Genomic DNA, 24,984 nt, shown 5'->3' with positions numbered 1-24,984 from the left:
CGTATGGCCCAAGCAATAGCACCAGCGTCCAATCCCGCCGTCCCTGTTTCGGGTCATCAGGGGGCTCAGCATGCGCCGAACTGACGCAGTCAACGCCATGTTCGCTCAGCCGCTCTCTGACAGCGAGCACGGGCCTTACCTGATCGGCGCAGATATCGAGCTTCCCCCGGGCGCAACGATCACTCCGTTTTACTTCAACTGCCCAAAGTGCGGGCATCGCTTAAGCCAGGAACTTGTAGAGCCCGCCGCTGATGAGCGCTGCGCCGAGAGCGTCAAAGGCGATGCCAGCGAAGTGCGGGCTTCGGGGATGGCCAGTGACAACGCCGCCCGGAAAGCGGGCGGTGGCTCGCAACAACCTGGTCTGCAAGGGGTGATTGATCCACTCACCCACCCCCACGAAGAACACGCCGAGCGCCGTGAGAGCGGTGGCGGCTGTTGGAAAGGCGGGGAGCAAGCCAGCGCCGGTGGCAAGAAACACAGCCAAGCCGGCGGCCATGAGCACCTTGTACCAGTAGTCGAGCGCAAGTTTGGCGAGCGGATTTTCCATTGGTTGTTCGGTGCTTGAGCGCTGGCAGCAGCGTTGAGCCGACAGCATAACGATTCATTGGGGCGCGTCGCAGTGCCTAGGAGATGCGAGCAATGAGTGACTATCGGATGCAGAGTAGTCTGGGCGATGGGCGCAGACCGGTGATGGCTGTGAGCAGCCATTTCCCGCCGGCCGTGATCGTGGCCTTGCAGGATGCGGCCTCGCGCCGCGACATTGACCGGATCGACGAGATCAACGCCGAGCTGGCCGCGCAAGGCCTGGTGCGGCCGGCAGATGACATCACGTTGCTTAAGCAGCTGCGGGCTGCGCGCCAGGCCGAAGCGGTGAGCGCATGAGCCCGGTGCCTGATGCCCTGGTGGATGTAGACCCATCCACGCGTCTCAGCCCAGACGACCTGGCCACACAGCGCGAGGCAGAGTTCCTGGCAGCAGCGCTGCTCGAAGCGCAGGCCGCTGCAGCGCGCGTGCCGGCTGGCCGGCCTGGCTGGTGCAGCAATTGCGGCGCCGCCTGCATGCCTCTGGCCGTCTACTGCGATACCGATTGCCGCCAGGACCATGAGGGGCGACTGCTGACGCTCGCCAAGCAGGGGCGCAGCGCCTGATGGTTTCAAGAGCTGACGCATTGGCGGCTCGGAACGCGCAGATCGAGCGCTTCCGCGGCCTTCCGGAGGCGATGCGCGCGCTACCGCAGTGGTTGGTGTGGCGCTATGTGCGCAAGGACCCTACCAAGAAGCCGGCCAAGATGCCGTACTACGCGTCGGGGCAGTTGCGCGGTTGGCCGCATGGCAAACCCAAGGACGGCAAGCCTACTGAGGGCATGCCCCAGGTGCAGCAGGGCGACCCGCTAGACCGTGCTGAGCTGGTGAGCTTTGACGCGGTGATTGCCGCGTTTGCATCGCGGCAGAGTTGGGATGGCATTGGCTTTGCCTTTCTGCCTGGCGACGGGCTGGTTGGCGTTGACATCGATGGCGCCATCGATCTGGAGACCGGTGAAGTCTCTCGCCGCTGCGACCTCGTGTTGCGCATGTGCCCGAGCTATGCGGAGCGCTCCGTGAGCGGCACGGGCGTGCACATCATTCTTTCCGGCGAGGTGGAGTCGTTCAAAGACGATGACATTGGACTGGAGGTGTATTGCGGGCGCCAGTTCTTCACGTGCACAGGCGAGCGCTGGGGCAATGCGCCTGAGCAGGCCCAGCCGGCGGACCCGGAAGCCTTGGCGGTGATGCGCGGCATGTGCGAGCAGGCCAAGCGGGAGCGTGATGCGCGCAAAGCTGCCGCTGCACCAGCGCCAGCAGCAACCGGCGCGGCGCAAGCCAAGCGGCGCAGTGAAGGCACGGACAGGACGGAGGGCGCCGACGATTTCAAGCGGGTCAACCAAGAGGCGCTGCGGGCGCTGGCCAGCTGGGTGCCGGAGCTGTTCCCCAAGGCGCGTGCCTACAAGGACGGGTACCGCGTTTCTTCCAAGGATCTGGGGCGTGAGCTCCAGGAGGATCTGGGCCTGTTGCCGAGCGGCATTCAGGACTTCGGTGCCGAAGAGAAGCTGACCGCTATCGATGTGGTCGTGAAGTTCGGGTGCATGTCCGTGAAGGAGGCCTTGCACTGGCTCGCGCAGCGCGTGGGCGTGCAGCTAACGCAACGCAGGCGCGCGTCTGCACGCAGGCCCGAGCCGGACGGCGGCGGGGGTGATAGCCAGCGCCCGGAGCCCCCCCCACCCCCTATCGAAGACGGTGGCGGCGCCGGGCATGGCGGCGGGGGAGGGGGCGGCGACTCCGATGACGATGGGCTGGGCCAAGAAGACGCGGACGAGGGTGACGGCAAGGCGCAGAAGCGCCGTCGCCGCCCGCTGACCAAGCGTGAACAGGCGAACCTGTTGGTGCTGAAGAAGACCTTTGCTTACCAGTACGGCACCAAGCTGGCCTGGGACACCGAGCAACTGAAGGCAATCGAGATCGCGAACCTCCGGCACACGTTTGGCGGCGATGTGGTGAAGCTCTGGATGGCCAGCGAGGACCGCTGGGTGGTGCGGGATCACGAGATCGCCTTCGAACCCGGGGTAGACCTTGGCAAGGGATGCATCAATCTGTTCAAAGGGCTGCCCCTGGAGCCGGAGCCGGGCGATTGCTCGGTGATGATCGAGCTGCTGCGGCATCTGTGTTCGACCAGCGAGGCGCCTGGCCTGGGGGCAGAAGAGATCGCGGATTGGGTGTTGCGCTGGCTTGCACTGCCACTGCAGCGTCTGGGCGCGAAGATGGATACCGCGCTGGTCTTTCACGGCCCGCAGGGCACGGGGAAGAACCTGTTCTTCGATGCCTACCGGGATTTCTTCGGCGACTATGGCGTGATGGTCGGGCAGACCGAGCTGGAGGACAAGTACAACACCTGGCTGTCTGGGCGCATGCTGATCATCGGCGACGAGGTGGTCAGCCGGCAGGAGATGTACCACGGCAAGAACAGGCTGAAGTGGATCGTCACCCAGCGCACGAAGATCCCGATCCGCGCCATGCATGCGGACACGCGCTGGGAATCGAACCACGCCAATCTTGTGTTCCTCTCCAATGAGTCCCAGCCGCTGGTGCTGGAGGATCTGGATCGACGCTATCTGGTGGTCTACACGCCTGCGGCTGAGGACGGCACGCTGTATGCACGCGTCGCCGAATTCCTGGCGAACGGCGGTGCGGCCAAGTTCATGCACTTCCTGATGACGTTGGACTTGCAGGACTTCGATGAACACACGAAGCCGCCGCTCACCGTCGCCAAGCAGAACCTGATCGAGCTGAGCTACAAGCCGGCCGAGCGGTTCATGCATGAGTGGCTGCGCGGCTTCCTCGATCTGCCGATGCGCGTGTGCAGCGTCGAGCAGCTGTACCGCGCCTTCCGCCGCTGGTGCGATGCCACCGGCGAGCGGTTCTGGCCGACACAGGCCCAGTTCACCAGCACCGCTGGGCGGTTTGCACACGAGCGCGTCGAGCGCGATGAGAAGGGCTGCCGGCTGCCGCCAGTCATTCAGACCAAGGTGATCCAGCTGAAGGTGAGCGTGGCCGAGGGTGGCGGGCGGCGCGCCGTGCGCTGCTGGGTGCCTCGTAAGTGCGCACCGCCCGAGCCAGGCATCAGCGAGGGCGAGTGGGCTGCGGCTGCCGTGAAGGACTTCGAGAAAGTCGTGCGCGACTTCATGAGGAGAAACGACCGTGATGACGACGATGCGCTCGGCTCCTGACCTATCGCTGTTGCGGCTGTTGCGGCGCCTGTTGCGGCTGGAAGCCCCGCTGTTACGCGTGTTGCGCGGTTTCCGGGCGCGCGCCCGTACGCGCGTTGCACAAGCATCGCTGCAACTGTACTCACCTCATTCGAAAGGACTGCATATCATGCGAAGCAAACCCATTCGATACAGCGCAACGCTAGTAACGGCGCGGCTTTGCGCTGTAACAGGTGCCGCAACACCTATAACACCCACACCCTTTCTACTTTCCAAAGAAGAAAAGGTAGAGGGTGAGAAAGAAGAAAAGGGTTGTGCACTCGTTTGCACGGTCGATGGCCGTCAGCCCCTGACTGCTCTCGGCGCACGGCCCGCCCGACCGGCCCAGTCCGCCCCCCGGACCCGGCCGACCCGGGCAGGCTGCGGGTCCTCCCGGAAGCCCCCGGAGACGGGTAATTCGAGCCCCCTTCGCTCGCTACTTGCGGCAGTGCCTAGGGGGGTTAAGTGATGGGTCGCATAGTCAGTCCAGTCCCACGCATCACCAGCTTGCTCAACAAGTTCCCCAATGAATTCCGGGCCGCTGGTGTCCGTGCCGTGAACGCCGTGGCCTTCATCGCCCGAGAGGCAGAGCAGAAGGAAATGCGGGCAGTCTTTGACCGCGTGACGCCGTACATCACCGGGTCAGTGTGGGTGGGGGCCGCCAACAGCAGCAAGCCGTTCGCCACGCTCTATCTGCAGAGCCTCGGCGGCAAGGGCGTCGACCCGAACAGCGTGCTGCGCGCCGAGATCGACGGCGGCAAGCGTAGGCCGAAGCGCTTCGAGCGCGCACTGCAGCGCATCGGCGTGCTGCCGCCTGGCTGGGTGGCCGTGCCTGGCGCGAAGGCGCCGCGCGACGGCTTCGGCGGCGTGCCTGGGCCTTTCATCGTCCAGCTGTTGTCCTACCTGCAGGCCTTCGGGGAGCAGGGCTACCGAGCGAACATGACCCAGAAGCGGAAGGACCAGCTTTCCGGCCGGGGCCGCTGGATCAATGGCCGATTCGTGCCAGTCAGCCAGATCAAGGCCAAGGGCCTGCAGCGCCAGGGTGCGCTGGCGGTTCGCAAGGGAGGCGCTGAATACTTCGTATCGCACGGCAAGGGCAATCGCTCGTCTGCGCGCTTCCGTAATGGCCGCGAGCAGCATCTGCCGGCTGGCATTTGGCGGCGCAGTGGCCTGCACGGCTCCATCGTCGAGCCCATGTTCCTCTTCGTGCCCGCCGCCACCTACCGGCCGCGCTATGACTTCTACGGCGTGGCGGACCGCACCGTCCGCGCTGAGCTGCCGCGGCAGATGGACGCCGAGGTAGAGCGCCGCTTTGCCGGAGCGAAAGCATGACCCTGGCCCAGCTGCTGCGCCAGCCCATCTCCCAGGCCGAGATGGCCGGTCTGGTGGGCGTCTCGCCTGCACGTATCTCGCAGCTGGTGGGCGATGGCACGCTGGTGCGCGATGAGTGCGCTGGCGCCTGGCTGCTCGCGTACTGCGAGCGGCTGCGCCTAGAGGCTGCAGGCCGGGCGGCATCTGGTGATCTGGATCTGACCACCGAGCGCGCCCTGCTGGCTCGCGCGCAGCGTGAGGCTCAGGAGATCAAGAACGAGGTGGCGCGTGGCACCTATGCACCTATCGCCCTGCTGGCCGAGGTGCTGGCCAATGCCAGCAAGAGCATTGCCGACCACCTTGATGCGCTCCCCGCCAAGTTGGCAAAGACCTGCCCTGATCTACCTGACGACGCGCGCACCACGCTCATGGCCACGCTGGCCGTGGCCCGCAATGGCTGGGTCGCGGCAACACGCCGGCTGGCTGTTCCCGAGGTCGAGACAGTCCCGCAGGACGAGGACGAGGAGGTCGACCCTGCGAGCGCTGGCGGGCCCGATCTGGATGATGACGAGGTGCAGCCATGAACATGGCGCTGCTCCCTCGCCAGGCCTGGGCCGTCGCCGCGGCCGAAGCGCGAGCAGCTATCGAGCGCGCTATGCGCAAGGGCCTGTCGCCGCTCAAGGCGGTGCCGCCGCAACGGCTCAGCACCTGGGCTGCCAAGAACTTCTACCTGTCGGCTGAGAGTTCGCAGGGCCAGCAAGACTGGGTGGCCTATCCCTTCCAGATCGGCATCATGGACGCCTTCTCGAATGACGCCATCGAGGAGGTCAACGTCCCCAAGTCCGCACGCGTGGGCTACACCAAGATGCTGCTGGCCTTCATGGCCTACAACGCCCACCACAGGCGCCGCAACCAAGCCATCTGGCAACCCACCGATGACGACCGCGACAGCTTCGTCAAGACCGAGCTTGAGCCAATGCTGCGCGACGTTGAATGCATGGCCAGCGTCTTTGTCGGCGCCTCGGTGAAGTCCAAGGAAAACACCCTCCACCTCAAGCGCTTTCTGGGTAGCGTGCTGCACACGCTCGGCGGCAAGGCCGCGAAGAACTACCGCCGCATCACCGTCGCTGCTGCGCTGCTGGACGAGATCGACGGCTTCGACCAACGCGTCGAGAAGAGTGCCGATCCGATCACGCTCGCCGGCAAGCGCCTGGAGGGCGCGGCCTATCCCAAGCTGATCGTCGGCAGCACGCCGCGCATCAAGGGCATGAGCCACGTGGAGCGCCGGGCCAACGTGGCCGAGGCCTACATGCGCTACCAGGTGCCCTGTGTGCACTGCGGCCTCGACCATCCGTTGACCTGGGGCGGCAAAGACGTCCGGCACGGCTTCAAGTGGAACGCTGGCGATCCAGACTCCGCGCACCACGTGTGCCCGCACTGCCATGGCAGCATCACGCAGGCCGACTACCTCCGCATTTGGGACCAAGGCAGCTGGGTGGATGACCGCGGCGGCTTCCGTTACGACCACCACACCGCGCAGTGGCTCAGTCTGGTCAGCGGCATGCCCGTCAAGCCACCACGCCATGTGGCCTTTCATGTCTGGACGGCCTACAGCCCCCAGACCACCTGGGCCAAGATCGCTCGTGAATGCATCGAGGCCGCGGCCAGCCTCAAGGCCGGCGACGACGGTGCCATGCAAGGCTTCGTCAACGAAACACGCGGCGAGACCTACGAACTCGACTTCGAGTCCACCGAATCCAGCGTGCTGGAGCAACGCGCCAAGGCCGAGCCGCACCCCTGGCCGCTACGCACTGTGCCGCAGTGCGCAGTGCACGTGGTCACGGGTGTCGACACCCAGAAGGACCGCTGGGAACTGGTCAGCTGGGGCGTTGGGCGAGGGGAGGAACTCTGGGCTGTGGACTACCAGGTGGTCTACGGCAATCCGGCCGATCTGCGGGAGTGGGATGACAAGCTCAAGCCTGCGCTCGAGCGTCAGTTCCAGCACCACTCCGGCATGCCGATGCATGCCGATGCGGTGGCCATCGATACCGGTGGCAACTTCACGCACCAGTGCTACCAGTTCATCAGCCGCAACGCCAAAGCCCACCCGCGGTGGTACGCCATCAAGGGCGAGAGCGAATACGGCAAGCCGATCAAGAGCCGCTCCAAGCTGGTGGACATCAAAGCCAATGGCCGCATCCAGAAGCGCGGCGTTCGGCTCTGGTTTGTCGGTACCGACACCGCCAAGGATCTGCTGCACGGCCGACTGTCCGTCACCGAGCCCGGCGAGGGCTGCATCCATTTCACGCCGGCCCTGCCGAGCGAGTTCTATGCGCAGCTCACTGCCGAGAAGCGCATCCCGGTGCGCACCCCCAAGGGCATGACCACGCGTTGGGACTGCCCTGTGGGCAAGCGCAACGAAGTGCTGGACTGCACCGTCTACGCCCTGTTCTGCATCCAGATGCTCGAAGTCCACAAGTACACCGAAGCGCTTTGGCGCCGGCTCTCCGCAGCCCTGGAGCCCGACCTCTTCTCGCAAGTGCCCGAAGCGCCGAGCAGCGCGCCGGAGGCCGATGCGGAAGAGGCCGAGCCCATTGCTGCAGCTGGCGGCAATGCGCGAGACCGACGCCGCACGCTCGCACCGGCCGCCCCTGGCGGGTTGGCCAGCACCGAATGGATGAGTCGCCTATGAACCAGCCACACCCAGGAAAGCCCAACGGCGGCGGCCACTCGCCAGCCATGGAAGCCGACTGCGCGCTGCAGCTCCATCGCGAGCTGCGAGAAATGCTCAGCGAGGCCACCGGACTGCACGGCGCCTTCGCCGACAACATCGCAGCCGGCTTGCTCGGCAAGCTGCGCGAGCGCTACGGCGGCGAGCGGCTCTATGTGCCCATGCCAGAGCGTGCCGTCGAAGAACGCAACGCGGCCATGCGTGCGCTCTGGCGCGGTGACAACGTGATCGAGCTGGTGCGCAAGTTCCGCGTCTCGCGGGCTACCGTATATCGCGTGTGTAAGTCAAGGGGGTAGAAAAAAATCGTCTCATCCTTTGCCATGCGATGAGACAGCGAAGTCGAGAGACTGCGGCACATCGAAGCGACCGATTGCCACCGCAGGCTCATCGACATGAAGCAACCACCCGCACCCAAGTCCTGGTATTCCATCCGTGTTCGCAACGCGGTGTCCGCCGCGGTGCTGGCAGCGCTCAGCACGGCCGGCGTCAGTGCCGATGCGGTCGGCGCCGTCAATGCCTCCTCGGCTGAGGTGCTCATCTACGGTGACATCGGCGAGAACTGGTGGAGCGAGAGCGTCAGCGCTGCATCCTTTGTGCGTGAGCTGAACGCGCTGGATGTGGGCGACATCACCGTCCGCATCAACACCCTGGGTGGCTCGGTGCCTGACGGCATCGCCATCTACAACGCCATGCTCCGCCACCAGGCGCATGTCACCACGGTGATCGAGGGCTGCGCGATGTCCATCGGCAGCCTGATCGCGCTCGGTGGCGACACCCGGCAGATGGCCGAGAACGCGGTGCTGATGGTGCATGCGCCGTGGACGGTCGCAGGCGGCAATGCGCCTGAGTTGCGCGCGGTCGCCGATCAGCTCGACGTCTGGGCCACCGCTATCAGCGCCTCCTATGCCAGCAAGACAGGCAAGAGCCAGAGCGAAATGCTGGCGCTCTTGCAAGACGGCAAAGACCACTTCTACACCGCAGCCGAGGCCCAAGCGATGGGCTTTGTGGATGAGGTCATCAGCGCGGCCCCGGTCGTCGCCATGGCCGCCGTGCGGCCTTCGAGCCTGCGCGATATGCCCGCGCACATCAGTGCGCTGCTCGGCATCCAGTCCCAGTCAACACCCGCGGCAGCCGCCGTATCACCAAAGGAGCCCAACCGAATGAGTGGCAACACCCCCACCGCGGCTGAACAGCAAGCCGCCCTCGCTGCTGCGCGCGAGCAAGGCGCTCAAGCCGAGCGTCAGCGCCAGGCTGACATCAGCGCGCAGTTCACACCCTTCGCGTCCCGCACCGATCTCAAGACCGAGCTGGAAACCCTGCGGTCCCAGTGCATCGCCAACGCCGCCTGCACGCCCGAGGCCGCAGGCCAGGCCATCCTCAAGCTGCTGGCTGCCGGCGTTGAGCCAGCTGGCGCTGCAGCACGCGGCACCAGTGTTCAGACCATCGAAGACGAACGCGACAAGTTCCGCGCCGCGGGCGTCAACGCCATCATGGCCCGCGCCGCCGTGCGTGACGAGAAGGGCCAGTACGTGCGCGCCGATGGTGCCAATCCGCTGCGCGGCCGCCGTATGGTCGAGATCGCTGCCGCCTGCCTGCAGCGCGCTGGTGTGCGCACCGACGGCATGAGCCAGATGGACATCGTGGCCGCTGCGTTCACGCAAAGCACGGGCGATTTCCCGCTGTTGCTCGAGAACACGATGCGCAAGACGCTGCTGGCCGCCTACGCCATCGCGCCCGACACCTGGACCCGCTTCTGCGCCATCGGCAGCGTGAGCGACTTCCGGCCGAGCCCGCGCTACCGCGTCGGCTCGCTGGGCAACCTGCTCAGCCTGACCGAGCTGCAGGAATTCAAGAACGTCAGCATCCCTGACGGTGAGAAGGCCACCATGCAGGCCGGCACCAAGGGCTATGTCGTCAACGTCAGCCGCCAGACCATCATCAACGATGACCTCGGCTTCCTGAGCGGCGTCACCGTCGCCATGGGTCGCGGCGCCAAGCGCACGATCGAGGCCGATGTTTACGCGCTGCTGGCCAGCAACCCCGTGATGGCCGACGGCTTCGCGCTCTTCCATGCCAACCACGGCAACTTGGCCGGCGCCGGCTCGGCGCCCAGCACCACCAGCTTTGACGCCGCTCGCCAGGCCATCGGCCAGCAGAAGGATGTGAGCAAGAACGACTTCCTGGATCTGCGCCCCAGCATCTGGCTGGGCCCGCTCTCCAAGGGCGGCCAGGCACGCCAGGTCAACGGCAGCCAGTACGACACCCAGGTCAGCAACAAGTTCCAGGTGCCCAACATCGTGCAGAACCTGTTCAGCGACATCGTCGACACGCCGCGGCTCTCGGGCACGGCCTGGTACGCCTTCGCCGATCCGATGGAAGCGCCCGTCATCGAGGTCGACTTCCTGGACGGCAATCAGGAGCCCTACCTGGAGCAGCAGACCGGCTTCACCGTCGACGGCTCCAGCTGGAAGGTGCGCATGGACTACGGCGTCGGCGCCATCGACTTCCGCGGCGCCTATCAAGACCCCGGCGCCTGATCGACACCACCGGCCCCGCTTACATCCTGGCGGGGCACCCAAGCAACTCACTCTTCTGAAAGGACGGCACCATGGCCGGCAACTTCAAGCAGGAAGGCGATCATCTGGACTACACCCCGGGAGCTGACACGCCCAGTGGTTCGGTGATCCTGATCGGCACCAAAGTCGGCGTCGCGCTGACCACCATCAAGGCCAACACACCCGGCGCCGTGCGCGTTACCGGTGTGTGGACCATCGCAAAGCTCGGCACCGATGTGGTCGCGCAAGGCGCTGCGCTGTACTGGGACAACACCAATAAGCGCCTCACCGTCACGGCCGCCGGCAACACCTACGCCGGCTATGCGGCAGCGGCCGCGGGCAGCGGTGTCACCACGGTGGACATCAAGATCAACTGCTGATCGCCCCGGATCGCCACTGACCATGCCTACCCCGTTCGCTGCCCTTGAGCAGGCTGTTTCCCGGGCTTGCATTCGCGGCACCGCGAACGCCACGGCACGCCTGCCGCTGGGCGGCGAAGTGGATGGCATCTTGAACGACGTCCCCACTACCGCTGAGCTGTTCGGCACCGGCATGGCCGCGCGCCAGCTCTCATTCATCTGCCTGGCGGCAGACGCCACCGAACCTATCGCCGCCGGTGCTCGCATCACCATCGGCGCCCAGGCCTATCTGGTGCGCGACCCCCAAGCCCTCGGTGCCGAGCTGCACTGGCAGTTGGAGCTGACAGCATGAACGCGTTCGACCAGTTGATCCAGACCATGCTGGCTGCCCTGCAGGCTGCACCCGCCATCTGCGCAGATGTGGCCGAAGACGACGGTATCGAAGTGGCCGAGGGCGTGCCCGCTGCCGTGCGCCTGTCCTACATCGGCGGAACGGCCCAAGATCCTGAGCTGTTCGGCGCGCCGCGCACCTGGCTCAGCGAAATCGGTATCGAGTGCTTTGCCCGCGACGACCAGGCGGGCAGCCAGGGCCGGCCCAGCCGGGCCATGGCCAGCCAATGCCTGCAACGGCTGGCCGGCGACTCTGCCGTGCAGGCCATGGTGATGGAACTTGAGCCCGCTGCCGTCAGCACCGCCCAGCAGCGGCTTGCCACGCAAACCGGGGCGTTTCGCCTGCTGCTGCGCGTCAAGCACCAGACCGCCTCCTACTCATTCAACCCGAGCAGCCCATGAACACTGAAACCGACCCCCAGTCGCCGGCCGAGCCGCAGAACCCGGCACAAGGCGGCAGCTACATGCGCGATCCCGTCACCGGTGAGCTGACCCTCGTGCACGCCACTCAACCCAGCACCGCCGCCGCCCAGGCTGACGGCGATGCCGCCCAGGAGGCCTGAGCCATGAGCCGCAATACCCGCAAGGCAGCCGTGCTGCTCAAGATCGAAACCACGTACGGCACCGATGCAGTGCCTGCCTACGGCGCCAACGAAATGCTGGTGAGCAATCAGCGCATCGTGCCGCTCAAGGCCAATAACGTCGACCGTGCGCTGGTCCGACCTTACTTTGGCGCCAGTGAGCAGCTAGTCGGCACCCGCAGCGTCGAGCTCAGCTTCGACATCGAATTCGTCGGCAGCGGGGCGGCCGGCCAAGCGCCGCGCTGGGGCGCCGCCCTGCGTGCCTGCGCCATGGCCGAGGTGGTGACGGCCAGCACGCGTGTCGACTACACCCCGATCACCGACAGCGCCGAATCCGCCACCATCATCTATCACGACGATGGCGTCAATCACAAGTTGCTCGGCGCGCGCGGCGACGTGGCCTTCAAGCTCAACGCGGGCGGCAAGCCCATCATGTCCTTCACCTTCCAGGGCCTCTACGGTGGCATCGTTGCCGGCAGCCCGGGCGTGGCGGACTACTCGGCGTTCAAGACGCCGCTGGTCGTCACCGATGCGAACACCGGCGATGTGATGCTTGGCGGCACGGTGGCCAGCACCGGGGCTCCTGCCATCAGCGGCGGTACGGCCTTCCCTAGCACCGGCCTGGAAGTGACGCTGGGCAACTCGGTGAACTTCACCGCGCTGCTCGGCGGCGAATCCGTCGACATCACCGGCCGCGAGGCCGTGGGCAAGCTGGTGGTCGACATGACGCCTGCGCAAGAGGTGTCGAAGATGGCCGATGTGCTGGCTGCCACGCTCACCGGCGTCAGCCTCATCCACGGCACCGCAGCTGGCTTCAAGACCCTGGTGCACATGCCCGCCGCCCAGTTCATCGACCCCAGCAAGGAAGAACTAAACGGCCGGCGCCTCAACGGCTACAGCGTGCGCGCCACGCCTGTGGCTGGCAACGACGAGCTGCGCATCGTCTGCTTCTGAGCCGTTCCTGGCTTACACCCAACATCGGACGCCACACCATGTTCTGCCTCGATCTCTCTCCCTCGTTCCAATGGCCCGTCACGTTCACCCTGCCGAAAGAGTCAGGCGGCACTGCGGTGTCCAACACCTTCACGGCCGAGCTGCGTCGCCTGCCTGGCAGTGAGATCGATCGCTTGGCCGAGGATGCACGCAGCGGCAAGCTGAGTGATCGGCAAATCGCTGAACGCTTGCTGATCGGCTGGGCGGATGGCGAGATCCGCGACCGCAACGGCGCCAACGTGCCAGTCAACCCTGCGACGCTGGCGGCACTGCTCGATGTGGCCTCGCTGGCCGGCGCGGTGGTCAAGGGCTACTTCGAGGCGCACAAGCAGGCTGCCTTGGGAAACTGAAAGAGGCCGCGCGCATCTGGGCGCGTGGCGGCCTCGAAGCCGGCCACCAGTGGATCGCAGCGCTTGAAGCCCAGAGAGCGCCGCCTGAACTCATCGAGGCACTGCGCGAGCAGCTCAAAGGGCAGCAAGAGCCCGAACTGTTCCCGGTGTGGCCCGAAAACATGCACGCCGTCAGCCTGTTCCTCGCGATGGAGACGCAATGGGTCTGGGTGTCGAGCATGGCAGGTGCGTGCCGGGTGGGGCTGCAGTACAGCTCGCTGAGTGTCGTCATGCCGGCCATCGCGGCTGAGTTGCCGGAGCACTTGCAGCAAGCCCAGCCTGGTCGATTGCTCGCGCAGCTGCGCACGCTCGAGCTGGCGGCACTGGAAGCCATGAACGCGGAGTGATGTGATGTCGATTCAGGAATACGTGTTCAGGATCTCGGTCGATGCTGACGGGGTTGAGAACCCCCTCGGCAGGGTCAAGGAAAAGTTCAAAGAAGTCGACAACGCGGGCGGCAAGTTGGCGGGCAGCTTCAAGGTCACCGCCGAGCAGCTCAAGGGCCTGGGCTACCAGACGCAAGACTTCATCAGCCAAGTCGCTGGCGGCCAGAACGTGCTTTTGGCGCTGTTCCAGCAGGGCGGGCAAGCCATCGGCCAATTCGGTGGAACGGGCAACTTCCTGCGCGGTATTGCTTCGCTCATCACACCGGCGACCGTAGCCATGGGCGCTTTTGGCGCAGCGGCGCTGGGAGCGGTTGTCGCAATCGGGCAGGGAAGGGCAGAGTCTGATCGGCTGGGCAAGTCCTTGGCTCTTACCGGCAACATTGCCGGCGTCACTGCCGAGAAAGTCGAGAGCCTGGCCACAGCCCATGCGAACCTCGCCAACGCAACGAAGGGCGAGGCGCGGGACGCGGTGACGGCCGTTGTTAGCTCTGGGCAGTTCGGCGCGGAGTCACTCAACAGCGCGATCGCAGCGACACTCACCATGCAGCGCGTCACTGGGCAAGCGGCCGACGAAATCGTGAAGGACTACGCTTCCATGCGCCAGGGCGTTGCGCAATGGGCATACACCCACAACAGCGCCTACAACTACCTGTCCGCTGCCCAGTACAAGCACATCCAGCAGCTGGAGGCTCAAGGCAAGGTGCAGCAGGCGATGGACTACAACCTGCGCATCCTGGGCGACACCATGGGCACACGCATGCCCGTCAAGCTCAATTCGCTGGGCGAGGCGCTCAAGAGTGCGGAGCAGCTGTGGAGTCGGTTCTGGGATGCCGCCAAAGGGGTCGGGCGCGCAGACACAGCGCAAGAGGAGATCGCCAAGCTCCAGTCAACCATCGGGATGGCGCAGCGCTTGCAGGAGAACGCCGGCGGCAGCCTGATTGGGCGGCTTGGTGCCTACCTGGAGGGCAGGGCGCGTGAGGACATGGGCGCGGCAAACCGCACCTTCCTCAACGCCGTCGAGAGCCAAGCCCAGGCCACGGCTGCGGCCATGCAAAACGCCAAGGAACTCGAAGAGGCGCAGCGTGGGCATGAGTCCGCCATGATCGACCTGGCGCGTGCTGGCGCCAACAAGATGCTGGCCGACCAGCAGGCCGCGCTCGACCAGCAGCACATGCTGATGGAACGCGCCTGGGCGCGCAACGAAGTGGGCTACAGCACCTACACGGCAGCGGTGATCGCCGAGGCTCGCAAGCGCACTGAACTCGAAATCGCGCAGACGCGCAAGGCCATCGAAATCGAAGGCCAGCGCACTGCCGCGAATCCCGAAGAGGTGCTCGCGCAGAAGGCGCGCAGGCTGGATCTGGAAGCCAAGCTCGTGGAGCAGCTGCAGCGCCGCCGCGAGCTGGAAGACAAGATCCGGGCCGGCGAGCTGAACCCGGTGCCCAAGTCGGACTACGAGACCCCCAACCAACAGTTCCGCCGCTTCGAGCACGGACAAGACTCTGAGATCGTTCGCCAATCCGAAGAAGCCAAGCAGGCCAATGCCGATCTGCTCCAGCAGCTGCGCGACCAGAACCGCCAGCTCGGCGTGGACCTGATCCGGGACGACACGGCCCGTGGCATGGCCCAGATCGCGCTGGAGGAGGAGCAGATCCGCAAGCGCCTGCACCTCGAGGAAGAGTCAGCCGCCAGCCGCAAGCTGATCGAGGAGGAGCTGGCCGCCTGGCGCGTCAACCGCGAGCGCCTGCTGACAGAGCAGCTCAAGCCCGAGTGGCAGCGCCAGATCGAGGCTTGGGACGATGCGCAGTTGCAGATGAAACGCTCGCGCGATGAGTTCATGAATGGCTGGGTCGATCAAGGGCGCGACGCCTTCTCGCAGTTCCTGCGAACCGGCAAGCGGAGCATCGGCAGCCTGGTGGACTACGCCCGCGATCAGTTTGCCAAGATGGTGTTCGACCGTTACCTGTCGAAGCAGTTTGCATCTGCTGGCGAGGCGCTCTTCGGCAATTTGTTTGGCGCTGGCTTTGGCTTTGATCCGTTTGGCACGCCTATCACTGCTGCTGGAGGGCCAGGCCTTGTCGACCTCGGCCTCGGCGGTGGCCGTGCCAACGGTGGCGACGTCACCCGCGGCACCCTATACCAGGTCAATGAGCGCGGCGATCCGGAGATCCTGTCTGCCAACGGCAAGGACTACCTGATGATGTCCGGCCGTTCGGGGCGAGTCACTGCCCCGGCGCGCAGCGCGGGAGCGGCGGTGGCGCCGAGCATCGTGTACTCGCCCACCATCTACCTGGACGCCACGGCCGATAGGCAGGCCACGCTCGGCGCTGTGCAGCAGCTGCAGCAGGCCCATACGCGCGAGCTGGTGGCGATGCTGCGCGACAAGGGGGCGATTCGATGAGCGTCATCACCATGCCCACCAATCTGCCCTGTGCCAAGGGCTGTAGCATCGAGCTGGTCAGTGCTGACACGATGACGCGCAGCGACGTCACAAGCACTGGGCAGGCCCGCAGCTACGGCGTTCCCGTCTGGGCCATGGTGCTGCAGGCGCCCTCGCCAATGAATGACCGCGATGCGTCGCTGTGGAAGGCGCTGGGCATGCAAATGCGCGGCTTCGTGAACCTGATCGCTGCCTTCGATCCCGCGCGCCCAGAGCCAGCGGGAACGTTGCGAGGCTCTGTGTCATTGGCGGCCAACCTGGCACAGGGCGATTCGGTGATGAGCCTCAGCGCTGGCGCAGGGCAGGGCGGTCGCACGCTCGCCACTGGTGATCTTCTGCAGATCGGCTCCGGCCAGGGAAGCAGCCAGGTGGTGATGGTCGCGGCAGACGCAGTCGCGGATGGCGCTGGTGGCATTTCAGTTGCCTTTGAGCCGCCGGCCCGCCGTGCGTATGCATCTGGCCTTGGCGTCTCGTGGTCCTACCCACGCATGTACATGCGGCGTGTCGACCCACGGTTTGGATGGCAATCACATCCGGGCCGGTGGGTGACCGGTGTACAGCTTTCGTTGATCGAGGAGCCCTGATGCTCGCCTTGGACACTGCACAGCTGGCGCTGCTGGCAACGCGCGTGGTAGGCGTGGTATGGCTGGTCGAGCTCGACTTCACAAGCGGCCAGATCTGCCTTACCAGCATGAACGTGCCGCTGGAGATCGGAGGGAAGACCTACCGCGCTGCGGGAGACCTGCTCGCCGTCGGCGAGCTGAAGGAATCGCTGGACCCCAGCACGCAGCCAATTGCCCTGCGCTTAAGCGTGGCGAATCCGGCTGTGCTTGCCTCGGCGCTTGGCAATGTCGAGAGCTATCGCGGCAAGGCGGCCCGCTTGTACCTGCAACTGGTCGACGAGGTGCATCGCCCAGTTGGCGTGCCACGGCTGCGCTACACCGGCTACATGCAGCCGGTGAAGATCGAGCGGGATCAGCCGGGGCCGGACGGTGGCGTGGTTGGCGGCTCTATCGAGCTGCCACTGACCAGCGCAGGCCTCTCTCGCGCCAGAAACGTCGAAGGCCTGCGCCTGTCTGACGAGCAGCAGCGCGCCCGCTTCCCTGGTGACCGAGGCCTTGAATACCTCGCAGGGCTCATCAAGCAGCCAGCGCTATGGCTCTCAACCGCTTTTCAGCAGGAGCGGTGATGTCCAGAGCCCATCTGCTAACCGACTATCTAACCAGGCCGATTCAGCCGTTCGATTGGGGCACGGCGAACTGCTGCCACTTCGCCGCCGGCTGGGTCGAACTGGCAATCGGCCGCAACCCAATGAACGGACTGGCCGAGACGCTCACTGCCAGACAGGCACTGCGACTGGTGCGGGCGCTTGGCGGCGACTTGCGAGCCGCTTGGAGCGCGCGATTGGGCATCGCCTCTTCGCCGGCCACGCTGGCGAGAGTGGGCGATGTTGTGCTGATCGAAACCACGGCGCGCTGCACTGAGGCCCGGATCGGTGCATTGGTGGGCATTTGTGTTGGCGAGCACACCGCCATCGCGCTCGAAGGCGGCGGCCTTGCCTATGTGCCGACCAGATTTGCGGGCGCCTGCTGGCGTCTGCCGGAGGTTGTCTTGTGAATCGCGTGTTGCTCATCATTGCCGGCTTGCTGTTGGTCGCGCTTCCCGCTCATGCCGACCCCATCTCAGTGATCGCCTTCGTCGCGACATCGCTGGTCGAAAGCGTGTGGGTCAAGGTCGCAATTGTGGTGACCGCAAGTGCGATCGGCTCCGCTCAGGCGAGGTCAAAGGCGCGCCAGGCCGCAGCCGCTGCAAAAGCCGCTCGGAACGCGGCCTTGCAAGACCGGCAGGCCACCGTTTTGTCAGAAGACCCAGCCTGGCGCATCGTCTATGGCACGGCCTGGACCGGTGGCGACATCGTTGCCATCTTCTCCAGCGATAAGCCAACCAAGGATGAGGAGGGCGCGGCCTACAACCGCCCCGATGCCTACAAGCACCTTGTTGTCATTTGGGCCCGGCATCAATGCCAGGCCATCGTCGACCTGCAGATTGAGGGTGTCAGCCTGGGTGGGATTGATGCTGACGGCTGGGCCCAGGGGGATGCATGGAACACGAACGACACGCGGGGAACGCGCGTCTTCAACGCAACCGGCGAGGTTCGGAGCATGACGCTGCCGGCAGGTGCAAATATCGTCAGCGTGGCATTGCGCACCTTTAGGAACTCTCTGCCATGGACAGTTTCGCTGCCCGATTACGCATACTCGATCTCACCCGACGGTCGCACCATCACGCTGCCCGGCACGGTTTGGGTGCGAGGCGATAGCCAGACGCCCGACGAGAACGACACCTGGGAGATCACGGCATTGGCCGCGCTGCCGACCGGCAGCAGCTGCGTTCGCGTTCACCACCATCTGGGCGCTGACGACCAGGCCGCCGACGCGTTCTTGATGTCAGTCGCGGGTGACAAGTGGACCTCTGCACATCGCCTGCGTGGCTGCTGCTACAGCGTGATTACGCTGGATCTGGAGCATAAGCAGTTCCAGGGCGGGCCGCCCGGCATCACTGCCCAGGTGCAAGGCCGGCTGGTGCTGGACCCGCGCACCGGTGGCACGAGCTGGAGCGCCAATCCGGCACTCTGCATCTACGACTGGCTGCGCGCCGAGTGGGGCTATCGTGCTGATGCGGCCGACATCGACACCGATTCAGTGATCGCGGCAGCAAATGCCTGTGATGAAGTGTTCGCTGTGCCAGTGACGCCAGCGGCTGGCGGCTCGCCAACAACGGTGAACATCGCCCGCTACACCGTGAATGGTGTCCTCAGCAGCGATCAGGCCAAAGAAGCCGTGCTGCAGGAGCTGTGCGAAGCGATGTGCGGCTACGCCTTTCCGGCCGGCGCCTGGCGCTTGCAGGCGGGCACCTGGTCGCCGCCCGTCATGGCACTCACCGACGACGACCTGGCGGGGTCGATCTCAGTGGTGCAGGCAGGGGAGGCCGCAGGTGATCTGTTCAATGCGGTGCACGCGCGGTATGTGCCGGGCGATGCTGCCATCGCCAAGGACATGCAGCCCTACCGCAATGAGACTTTCATTGCGGCTGACGGCGCGGTGCTCTGGCAGGCCTTCGATTTGCCGTACACCGACAGCGAGGTGCGCGCGCGCCAGATCGCACGGGTGCAAACGGAGCGCGCCCGCAATGGCTTGATCATCAGCTATCCGGCCAAGCTGCGGGCATGGCCGCTGCAGCCAGGCAACCGTGTCAGCGTTACCAGTGCCGAATACGGCTGGAGCGCCAAGTACTTCATGGTGACCGACTGGCAGTTTGGCCTGCGGTCCGCCGTGCAGCTCACCTTGCAGGAGGACGGCGCTGCGGCCTATGACGCTGCCGACGCAACGGAAGTTGACCCGACACCTAACAGCAACTTGCCGAATCCTTGGGAGCGGCCATCGCTGACGGGTGTCAGTCTCGACAGCGGCACCGCACAGCTCTTGCGGCAGGCGGACGGGACGGTGCTCTCCCGCATCCGTGTCAGTTGGAATCGACCGATCAGTGCCTTCATGGATTCAGGCGTGATTGAGGTCCGATGGCGCAGCGTCGGACGTCGAACCTGGAACACCGTGCAGGGTGCGCCAATGGATCTCGAACTGTTCGTCACCGGTGTGACCGATGGCGACGTTGTGATCGTGTCAGTCGCAGCCGTCAATGCCTATGGTGTGTCGTCAGAGCCAGTCGTATTGCAGCATGTGGTGCTCGGCAAGCAGGCGCCGCCGTCGACGGCCAGCGGCTTCGGATTCACAGGTGTCCTCGGTGGCGCGCTCCTCTATTGGACGCAATGCCCAGATGCCGATTACCTCGACAGCCAGCTGTTCCTGGGCCCGACGCTTGCCACAGCAACCCTGGTCTGGCAGGGCGCTGCGAACTCGCACACCTGGGCTCAGGCCACGCCGGGCGACTATCGATTCTGGTTGCGGCACCAAGACACGAGCCGGAACTTCGGCACGCCAGTCTCGCTGCTCATCACAGTCGCGGAAATAGACGCGGCCGGGCTCACCGTTGAGTACTCGGTAGACGGAGTGACCGGCTGGCACAGCACCTATTCGCCGGGCGACATGTACATGCGCCAGCGTGTTGGCGCTGGATCCTGGAGTGCGGCCATTCGGATCGGGGGCTCCGCAGGAGCCGACGGCAGCAAGACCGCGACCGTCAACCTGTGGCAGTGGAACAGCGGCGCGCCGGCCGCGCCGACGGGCACGTCGACCTACACCTGGGCGACGGCTGCAAACGCTGGGTATTCAGCGGGCGATGGATGGAGCGTCAGCGTCCCCGCCAACCCGGGCACACCGGGCGTGTCTCTCTGGGTCGCATCCAAGGCGATAACGGCCACGGCGAGTGCGCTGAGCAGCAGCGTGAGCTGGAGTTCGGGTGCTTCGGTCTACGCGCAGTCATTGAACGGTGCCAGCGGCCTGCATGCGGCGCGCGTGTCGGTCTGGCAGTGGGCGGCCACGATCCCCGCAGGGCCTTCGGGCTCGGCAACCTACACCTGGGCGACGGGCAGCTTCGGGGCGGCGCCGGCGGGATGGAGCCTGACCCCTGGCACTACGCCTTCGCCGGGGTACACGCTCTGGCAAGCATCCGTGAGTTTGATCGACAACGCGGCAAATGCAACCACGGCCTTCAGCTGGACGGGAGCCGGCATCGTGTCGGCCGGCTACGCCGGGGCCAATGGCACCGATGGTGGACCGGGCACCGCCGGTGCATCGGCCCGGTATGCCTACCAGCGCGTGCCCGGCAACCCGACGCCGACCAGTGGCACCATCACAACATCGGGCAGCAGCAGCTTCCCGACCTCGACGCAGTCGAATGCAACTTGGGGCATCAATCAGGCCTGGGTGGCCAGTGACCCGAATCCGAGCAGCACTAACACGCTGTACCAGTGCGATGGCATCTACGATCCGGCCACCGGAAACACAGTCTGGACAACGCCCTACATCAGCAGTCTGAAGGTGGGCTCGTTAAGCGCGATCAGCGCAAACCTGGGTTCGATCACTGCCGGCTCAATCGACGGCGTGACTATCTCCGGTGGAACGATTACCGGGGCAACTATTCAGACGGCGAGTTCAGGCCGGCGGGCAGTGTTGAACGAAAGCAGCACCAACACGCTGCGGCTGTATGGGGATGTTGGTGCCGGCACCGAAGTGCTGGCTCAGATCGGCAAGGCCGGCAGTGGGGCCTATGGATCTTCATACTCCATTGCAGATTTCGGCGGCTCCGGGGCTATTGGCGCCAGCATCTGCAACACGGCCGCGCCTGCAGGTGTATTCGGATTTGTGAGCAGCGGTGGTGGCAGTGGCGTGCGCGGCTCGGCGCTGTCTGGCGCCGGTGTCCATGGCTTTGCGACTAGTGGGAATGGCGTATTTGCTCAGTCTTCAACTGGCGCTGGTCTATACGCGAACGGAGTCGTCAGCACTCACGCAATTGCAGCGGAAGGCGCGGTCACGGTTGCTTACGGCGCTACGCCCGAGCCATTTGGTGTCTTGTCAGTCACTCTGCCAGCCAGCGCCAGCAAGCGGACCTACATTGGCCTGATTCGGTCTGGCCAATATCCCTGGGGCATTGGCATCGACAGCGCGAATAACCTGGTGTTCGGTCCAGCAACATCTGGATTCAATAGCACGATTACGTCGAAGGTTGGTATCACGACCAACGGAGACATTGAGTGTCTTAGCGCGATGAAAGTCGGTGGAGCTTTCGCATGTAACGGAAGGAGCCCTCAGAGTTCCTACGCACTGCCAGGCGCGAGCGGGAATGCATTGATCGACGGCATCCGCCAAGCGCTCATCAACTGCGGGATCTGCTCATGAGCGCGGCGGGGCTCGTGATTGGCATCCAGCTGCTATCGCTGCACGCAGGCGGCGGTGATCTGCGAACGCTCACGCCAGGCGCCTACGTGCAACTGGAGAGTGGCGCAACTGCCGGCGTCTACCTCAACAGCCACGGCCGGCGCAGTGTGTTTGCCGGCTGGACGCTGGAACAAGGGCGCTGGGCCCTGACGGTGGGCGGTGTATCAGGGTACCCAAAGGCGCCGGCAATTCCCATGCTGGTGCCCAGCTATCGCCTAGACAGCGGGCTCCGCATAGGGATCGTGCCCAATCCTTTTGGGGCGTCTGTGTTGCACTTCAGCTATGAAGTGAGACGCTAGGTCGGAAGGCCTTGAGGTGCGCACTATGTGCGCTAGCATCGGGCTACCGAGGCAAACTAGCGATAGCGGCACCACCATGGGTCTTCTGAGCTTCATTCGGCGCGGCCGTCAATCATCGGCGACTGCCAGCTCGGCAAGCACGATTGCGTTTCGGGATTTCACACCAGCCTCGTTCGATTGGTCTGGCCGAAATCATGCACTGCAGTTCAATGTCCAACTGGCCTGGGTAAAGCACAAGGGCGAACGAGCCTCAGTCACACTCAAGGTGATTGACCACGGCATCCAGATCGAGTCCGTGCTCGATGGAACTGAAACGGAGGCCGTGCTCTACCTGGGCAACTACTTCATCGTACCTGCTCAATTGCGCCGCTGCGGCCTGGCGAGTGCCGTGCTGATGGCGTGCATCGAGACCTTTCAAATTGCCGCATTTGGTCGAGCGCTCCCGGCGCAGCGCCTTTGGCTTGAGGGACTATTCATGGGCGACGGGGCGCGTTTCTCGAGCGCAATGTGTGATGGCGTTCAGCCAACGAAGGAAGCCCCAGCGGCAATCAATCTGCGCAAGCTGGCCAGTGCGGCTGGGAGCCTCAGCTTGCTCTCACCGCCTGTTGAGGTTCAGAAGCGCGTTTTGCCAAGCGACACTAGATTCGGCTAGCGGCTGAGCATCCGGCGCACAAACAGCGCCGCAAAAAATCGTCTCATCTTCTGTCAAAGGATGAGACAGGCCCAGCGATACCGTTGCGGCCATGACGACGCCCACCGCACAAGAGATGCTCGATGCCTACCTGAAGGCCGAGCTCGATGTCCTGGCCGGCAAGCAGGTTCGGATGAATCTGGGAACCGGTGATCGCATGCTCACGCGTGAGGATCTGCCGGCCATTCGAGCAGGCCGGCAGGAGTGGCAGGCGGTGCTCAACAGCCAGGCCAATCGTGCTGCCGGCGGCGCGCGCCTCGGTGGCCTGGGCTTTGGCGTGGCGCGCCTGGATGGGAACTGAGCGATGACGAGCCTCAACGTCATTGACCGCCTAGTGGCCGCCTTCAATCCCATCGCGGGCATGCGCCGCCTCCAAGCCAGGCAGGCCATGGCGTTCTACGAGGCCGCAAAGCCCAGCCGTCAGCGCAAGCTGACTCGCGGCAACGTCTCGCCCAACCGCGCGGTGCAATCCGGCGCTGAGAGCATCCGCGAGCAGATGCGGCACTACGACCGCAACTACGACCTCGTGGCGGGCGCGCTGGATACGATGGTCAACAACATCGTCGGGCCTCGCGGCCTGGGTGTTGAGTTCCAGCCACGGCGAGCCGACGGCACCATCCATCAGGAGTACGCGTCGCTGCTGGCCTCGCTGTACGAGGATTGGAAGCGCCGGCCGGAGGTCACCTGGTCGCACGACTTCGAGCACGTGTGCAGGCTGCTCTGCCGCACCTGGCTGCGTGAAGGCGAGGCGTTTGCACAGCGCCTGATCGGCCCGGTGAACTTCCTGGACCACGGCACTAAGGTGCCCTACAGCGTCGAGCTGCTGGAGCCGGACATGGTGCCAATGTCCTACAACGACCCCGCCAACGGCGTTGTCCAGGGCGTGCAGCTGGACGCCTGGGGCCGCAAGCGCAACTACTACGTGTTCAAGGCCTTCCCGGGCGACATGGTGGGTTTCTCGGCGCTGAGTGTGTCTGGCCTCAAGTCCATCCCGGCCGACCGCATGCTGCAGGTCGCGCACCTGACCCGCATTGGCCAGCTGCGCGGCGTCTCCCGCTTCGCCAGCGTCATCACCCGCATCGAAGACCTCAAGGACTACGAGGAGAGCGAGCGTATTGCCGCCAAGGTCGCAGCCATGATGACGGCCTACGTCAAGCGCCAAGCCCCTGATGGCGGCGGCTATGAAGGCCCGATGCAGGACGAGGACGGCAACGTCATCCAGCGTCAGATTTCGCTGTCACCCGGCGCCATCATCGACACGCTGGCCGTGGGCGAGGAGATCGGCATGATCGACTCCAACCGACCCAACCCCAACCTCGTCACGTGGCGCGGCGGCCAGCTACGCGCCTTTGCCGCAGGCATCAGCGCGAGCTATTCGAGCCTGGCCCGCGACTACAACGGCACCTACAGCGCGCAGCGCCAGGAGCTGGTTGAGTGCTGGTGCAACTACGCTGCGCTGACTGACGATTTCGTGGGCCGCGCCATCACGCCCATGGTCGACGACTTCACACTGGCTGCTCGGCTGAGCGGCCTGGCCAAGCCGCCGAAGGACGTCAAGCCCGGCACCGAGGGCGCATTCCTTGCCGTGGCGCCGGCCATGCCGTGGATCAATCCGCTGCATGAGGCGGCGGCGCTGCTGGAACTCACGCAGGCCGGTTTCATGAGCGAGATCGAGGCCATCCGCCGCCGTGGTGCCAACCCCGATGAGGTCATGGCCCAAATCTTCCAATTCCGCGAGCAAGCGCGCGCGAAGGGCCTGCTGTTCACCTCCGATGCAGCCAGCGCCGCGGCCGCGAAGGCGCAGGCCCAGCCTCAACAAGATTTCACGAAAGGGACGCCGTAATGTTGGACAACATCCCGGTCCTTCAGCAGGACTTCACCGCCACGGGCACGGGCCGTGCGATCGCACCGCTCGCGCGGCTGAACTGGACGCACCAGGTCGTGCTCAAGACCACGGCTGCGGCTCCAGCAGCTGTCTCGGCCACGCTGGTGGCCGAGGGCACCAACGACCCAACTGGCGCCACCGGCTGGACCGCGATTGCCACGTTTCCGATGACTGGCACCGACACCGGCTCCGGCGTCTCTGACAACACACCGCCGCTGCAGCACACCTGGGCCCGCTTGCGCTGGCGCTGCACAGCGCTGGGCGCGAACACAGCGGCGTCTGCCTATTCCTCGGGGGTTTGA

The 24,984-nt window shown here is 65.1% G+C and carries 25 protein-coding genes; all 25 read left to right on the top strand.

Annotated features, from left to right (window positions below):
• The first annotated feature begins 97 nt into the window (after positions 1–97).
• The 25 genes from RQP53_RS03620 (at position 98) to RQP53_RS03500 (ending at position 24,984) form a co-directional block, all read left to right on the top strand.
• Positions 98–565 carry a hypothetical protein gene (locus RQP53_RS03620; RefSeq protein ID WP_315648682.1) on the top strand — a complete coding sequence of 156 codons (468 nt, stop codon included), beginning with the start codon at positions 98–100 and terminating at the stop codon, positions 563–565.
• Positions 566–639: 74 nt separating this feature from the next.
• Positions 640–882 (top strand): hypothetical protein, encoded by a 243-nt coding sequence (locus tag RQP53_RS03615; protein ID WP_315648681.1) that lies wholly within the window; start codon positions 640–642, stop codon positions 880–882.
• Positions 879–1,148 carry a hypothetical protein gene (locus RQP53_RS03610; protein WP_315648679.1) on the top strand — a complete coding sequence of 90 codons (270 nt, stop codon included), beginning with the start codon at positions 879–881 and terminating at the stop codon, positions 1,146–1,148. The genes RQP53_RS03615 and RQP53_RS03610 overlap by 4 nt, the downstream gene beginning before the upstream one ends.
• Positions 1,149–1,168: 20 nt before the next feature.
• On the top strand, positions 1,169–3,760 hold the full coding sequence (locus RQP53_RS03605; protein WP_315648678.1) for a DUF5906 domain-containing protein: 2,592 nt from the start codon (positions 1,169–1,171) through the stop codon (positions 3,758–3,760).
• A gap of 525 nt (positions 3,761–4,285) precedes the next feature.
• On the top strand, positions 4,286–5,110 hold the full coding sequence (locus tag RQP53_RS03600) for a hypothetical protein (RefSeq protein WP_315648676.1): 825 nt from the start codon (positions 4,286–4,288) through the stop codon (positions 5,108–5,110).
• On the top strand, positions 5,107–5,673 hold the full coding sequence (locus RQP53_RS03595) for a hypothetical protein (RefSeq protein WP_315648675.1): 567 nt from the start codon (positions 5,107–5,109) through the stop codon (positions 5,671–5,673). Before RQP53_RS03600 ends, RQP53_RS03595 begins: the two co-directional genes overlap by 4 nt.
• Entirely contained in the window at positions 5,670–7,781 is a 2,112-nt protein-coding gene (locus tag RQP53_RS03590; RefSeq protein WP_315648674.1) for a phage terminase large subunit family protein, read from the top strand. The genes RQP53_RS03595 and RQP53_RS03590 overlap by 4 nt, the downstream gene beginning before the upstream one ends.
• Positions 7,778–8,116 (top strand): Mor transcription activator family protein, encoded by a 339-nt coding sequence (locus RQP53_RS03585; protein ID WP_315648673.1) that lies wholly within the window; start codon positions 7,778–7,780, stop codon positions 8,114–8,116. The genes RQP53_RS03590 and RQP53_RS03585 overlap by 4 nt, the downstream gene beginning before the upstream one ends.
• A 96-nt stretch (positions 8,117–8,212) precedes the next feature.
• The gene (locus RQP53_RS03580) at positions 8,213–10,357 is read left to right on the top strand and encodes a ClpP-like prohead protease/major capsid protein fusion protein (RefSeq protein ID WP_315648671.1); all 2,145 of its coding nucleotides are present in this window, start codon (positions 8,213–8,215) and stop codon (positions 10,355–10,357) included.
• 71 nt (positions 10,358–10,428) lie between these two features.
• Entirely contained in the window at positions 10,429–10,755 is a 327-nt protein-coding gene (locus RQP53_RS03575; RefSeq protein ID WP_315648670.1) for a DUF2190 family protein, read from the top strand.
• Positions 10,697–11,086 carry a head-tail joining protein gene (locus RQP53_RS24735; RefSeq protein ID WP_434064044.1) on the top strand — a complete coding sequence of 130 codons (390 nt, stop codon included), beginning with the start codon at positions 10,697–10,699 and terminating at the stop codon, positions 11,084–11,086. Before RQP53_RS03575 ends, RQP53_RS24735 begins: the two co-directional genes overlap by 59 nt.
• Positions 11,083–11,526: a hypothetical protein gene (locus tag RQP53_RS03565; RefSeq protein WP_315648667.1), complete on the top strand. Its 444-nt coding sequence runs from the start codon at positions 11,083–11,085 to the stop codon at positions 11,524–11,526. The genes RQP53_RS24735 and RQP53_RS03565 overlap by 4 nt, the downstream gene beginning before the upstream one ends.
• Positions 11,523–11,687: a hypothetical protein gene (locus tag RQP53_RS03560; protein WP_315648666.1), complete on the top strand. Its 165-nt coding sequence runs from the start codon at positions 11,523–11,525 to the stop codon at positions 11,685–11,687. Before RQP53_RS03565 ends, RQP53_RS03560 begins: the two co-directional genes overlap by 4 nt.
• 3 nt (positions 11,688–11,690) lie before the next feature.
• On the top strand, positions 11,691–12,659 hold the full coding sequence (locus RQP53_RS03555; protein ID WP_315648665.1) for a phage tail tube protein: 969 nt from the start codon (positions 11,691–11,693) through the stop codon (positions 12,657–12,659).
• 38 nt (positions 12,660–12,697) lie between these two features.
• A complete protein-coding gene (locus RQP53_RS03550) occupies positions 12,698–13,048 on the top strand; it encodes a hypothetical protein (protein WP_315648663.1) in 351 nt (116 codons plus the stop codon).
• Positions 13,049–13,194: 146 nt separating this feature from the next.
• Positions 13,195–13,434 carry a DUF1799 domain-containing protein gene (locus RQP53_RS03545; protein WP_315648662.1) on the top strand — a complete coding sequence of 80 codons (240 nt, stop codon included), beginning with the start codon at positions 13,195–13,197 and terminating at the stop codon, positions 13,432–13,434.
• Between the two features lie 4 nt (positions 13,435–13,438).
• The gene (locus tag RQP53_RS03540; protein WP_315648661.1) at positions 13,439–15,874 is read left to right on the top strand and encodes a phage tail length tape measure family protein; all 2,436 of its coding nucleotides are present in this window, start codon (positions 13,439–13,441) and stop codon (positions 15,872–15,874) included.
• Positions 15,871–16,497 (top strand): hypothetical protein, encoded by a 627-nt coding sequence (locus RQP53_RS03535; protein ID WP_315648660.1) that lies wholly within the window; start codon positions 15,871–15,873, stop codon positions 16,495–16,497. The genes RQP53_RS03540 and RQP53_RS03535 overlap by 4 nt, the downstream gene beginning before the upstream one ends.
• Positions 16,497–17,102, top strand: a complete 606-nt coding sequence (locus RQP53_RS03530) for a hypothetical protein (RefSeq protein WP_315648659.1) — start codon at positions 16,497–16,499, stop codon at positions 17,100–17,102. Before RQP53_RS03535 ends, RQP53_RS03530 begins: the two co-directional genes overlap by 1 nt.
• Complete coding sequence (locus RQP53_RS03525; RefSeq protein ID WP_315648658.1) at positions 17,102–17,530, top strand: DUF6950 family protein; 429 nt, start codon at positions 17,102–17,104, stop codon at positions 17,528–17,530. The genes RQP53_RS03530 and RQP53_RS03525 overlap by 1 nt, the downstream gene beginning before the upstream one ends.
• Before the next feature lie 8 nt (positions 17,531–17,538).
• Positions 17,539–21,768 carry a hypothetical protein gene (locus tag RQP53_RS03520; RefSeq protein WP_315648657.1) on the top strand — a complete coding sequence of 1,410 codons (4,230 nt, stop codon included), beginning with the start codon at positions 17,539–17,541 and terminating at the stop codon, positions 21,766–21,768.
• A 414-nt stretch (positions 21,769–22,182) separates the two neighbouring features.
• Entirely contained in the window at positions 22,183–22,758 is a 576-nt protein-coding gene (locus RQP53_RS03515) for a hypothetical protein (protein ID WP_315648656.1), read from the top strand.
• 91 nt (positions 22,759–22,849) lie between these two features.
• Positions 22,850–23,098 (top strand): DUF6148 family protein, encoded by a 249-nt coding sequence (locus RQP53_RS03510; RefSeq protein ID WP_315648655.1) that lies wholly within the window; start codon positions 22,850–22,852, stop codon positions 23,096–23,098.
• A gap of 3 nt (positions 23,099–23,101) precedes the next feature.
• A complete protein-coding gene (locus tag RQP53_RS03505) occupies positions 23,102–24,640 on the top strand; it encodes a phage portal protein (RefSeq protein ID WP_315648654.1) in 1,539 nt (512 codons plus the stop codon).
• A complete protein-coding gene (locus RQP53_RS03500; protein ID WP_315648653.1) occupies positions 24,640–24,984 on the top strand; it encodes a hypothetical protein in 345 nt (114 codons plus the stop codon). Before RQP53_RS03505 ends, RQP53_RS03500 begins: the two co-directional genes overlap by 1 nt.

The sequence above is a fragment of the Roseateles aquae genome (genome assembly GCF_032337115.1).
GTDB classification, from domain to species: domain Bacteria; phylum Pseudomonadota; class Gammaproteobacteria; order Burkholderiales; family Burkholderiaceae_C; genus Roseateles_C; species Roseateles_C aquae.
The sequence above is the reverse complement of the archived record's forward strand: the minus strand, read 5'-3'. Positions and strand labels throughout refer to the sequence as shown.

Bases quoted from the DNA above. Each gene is read 5' to 3' on its own strand.
- RQP53_RS03620 (WP_315648682.1), top strand. From the start codon at position 98: ATGTTCGCTCAGCCGCTCTCTGACAGCGAGCACGGGCCTTACCTGATC.
- RQP53_RS03615 (WP_315648681.1), top strand. From the start codon at position 640: ATGAGTGACTATCGGATGCAGAGTAGTCTGGGCGATGGGCGCAGACCG.
- RQP53_RS03610 (WP_315648679.1), top strand. From the start codon at position 879: ATGAGCCCGGTGCCTGATGCCCTGGTGGATGTAGACCCATCCACGCGT.
- RQP53_RS03595 (WP_315648675.1), top strand. From the start codon at position 5,107: ATGACCCTGGCCCAGCTGCTGCGCCAGCCCATCTCCCAGGCCGAGATG.
- RQP53_RS03590 (WP_315648674.1), top strand. From the start codon at position 5,670: ATGAACATGGCGCTGCTCCCTCGCCAGGCCTGGGCCGTCGCCGCGGCC.
- RQP53_RS03585 (WP_315648673.1), top strand. From the start codon at position 7,778: ATGAACCAGCCACACCCAGGAAAGCCCAACGGCGGCGGCCACTCGCCA.
- RQP53_RS03580 (WP_315648671.1), top strand. From the start codon at position 8,213: ATGAAGCAACCACCCGCACCCAAGTCCTGGTATTCCATCCGTGTTCGC.
- RQP53_RS03575 (WP_315648670.1), top strand. From the start codon at position 10,429: ATGGCCGGCAACTTCAAGCAGGAAGGCGATCATCTGGACTACACCCCG.
- RQP53_RS24735 (WP_434064044.1), top strand. From the start codon at position 10,697: ATGCGGCAGCGGCCGCGGGCAGCGGTGTCACCACGGTGGACATCAAGA.
- RQP53_RS03565 (WP_315648667.1), top strand. From the start codon at position 11,083: ATGAACGCGTTCGACCAGTTGATCCAGACCATGCTGGCTGCCCTGCAG.
- RQP53_RS03560 (WP_315648666.1), top strand. From the start codon at position 11,523: ATGAACACTGAAACCGACCCCCAGTCGCCGGCCGAGCCGCAGAACCCG.
- RQP53_RS03555 (WP_315648665.1), top strand. From the start codon at position 11,691: ATGAGCCGCAATACCCGCAAGGCAGCCGTGCTGCTCAAGATCGAAACC.
- RQP53_RS03550 (WP_315648663.1), top strand. From the start codon at position 12,698: ATGTTCTGCCTCGATCTCTCTCCCTCGTTCCAATGGCCCGTCACGTTC.
- RQP53_RS03540 (WP_315648661.1), top strand. From the start codon at position 13,439: ATGTCGATTCAGGAATACGTGTTCAGGATCTCGGTCGATGCTGACGGG.
- RQP53_RS03535 (WP_315648660.1), top strand. From the start codon at position 15,871: ATGAGCGTCATCACCATGCCCACCAATCTGCCCTGTGCCAAGGGCTGT.
- RQP53_RS03530 (WP_315648659.1), top strand. From the start codon at position 16,497: ATGCTCGCCTTGGACACTGCACAGCTGGCGCTGCTGGCAACGCGCGTG.
- RQP53_RS03525 (WP_315648658.1), top strand. From the start codon at position 17,102: ATGTCCAGAGCCCATCTGCTAACCGACTATCTAACCAGGCCGATTCAG.
- RQP53_RS03515 (WP_315648656.1), top strand. From the start codon at position 22,183: ATGGGTCTTCTGAGCTTCATTCGGCGCGGCCGTCAATCATCGGCGACT.
- RQP53_RS03510 (WP_315648655.1), top strand. From the start codon at position 22,850: ATGACGACGCCCACCGCACAAGAGATGCTCGATGCCTACCTGAAGGCC.
- RQP53_RS03505 (WP_315648654.1), top strand. From the start codon at position 23,102: ATGACGAGCCTCAACGTCATTGACCGCCTAGTGGCCGCCTTCAATCCC.
- RQP53_RS03500 (WP_315648653.1), top strand. From the start codon at position 24,640: ATGTTGGACAACATCCCGGTCCTTCAGCAGGACTTCACCGCCACGGGC.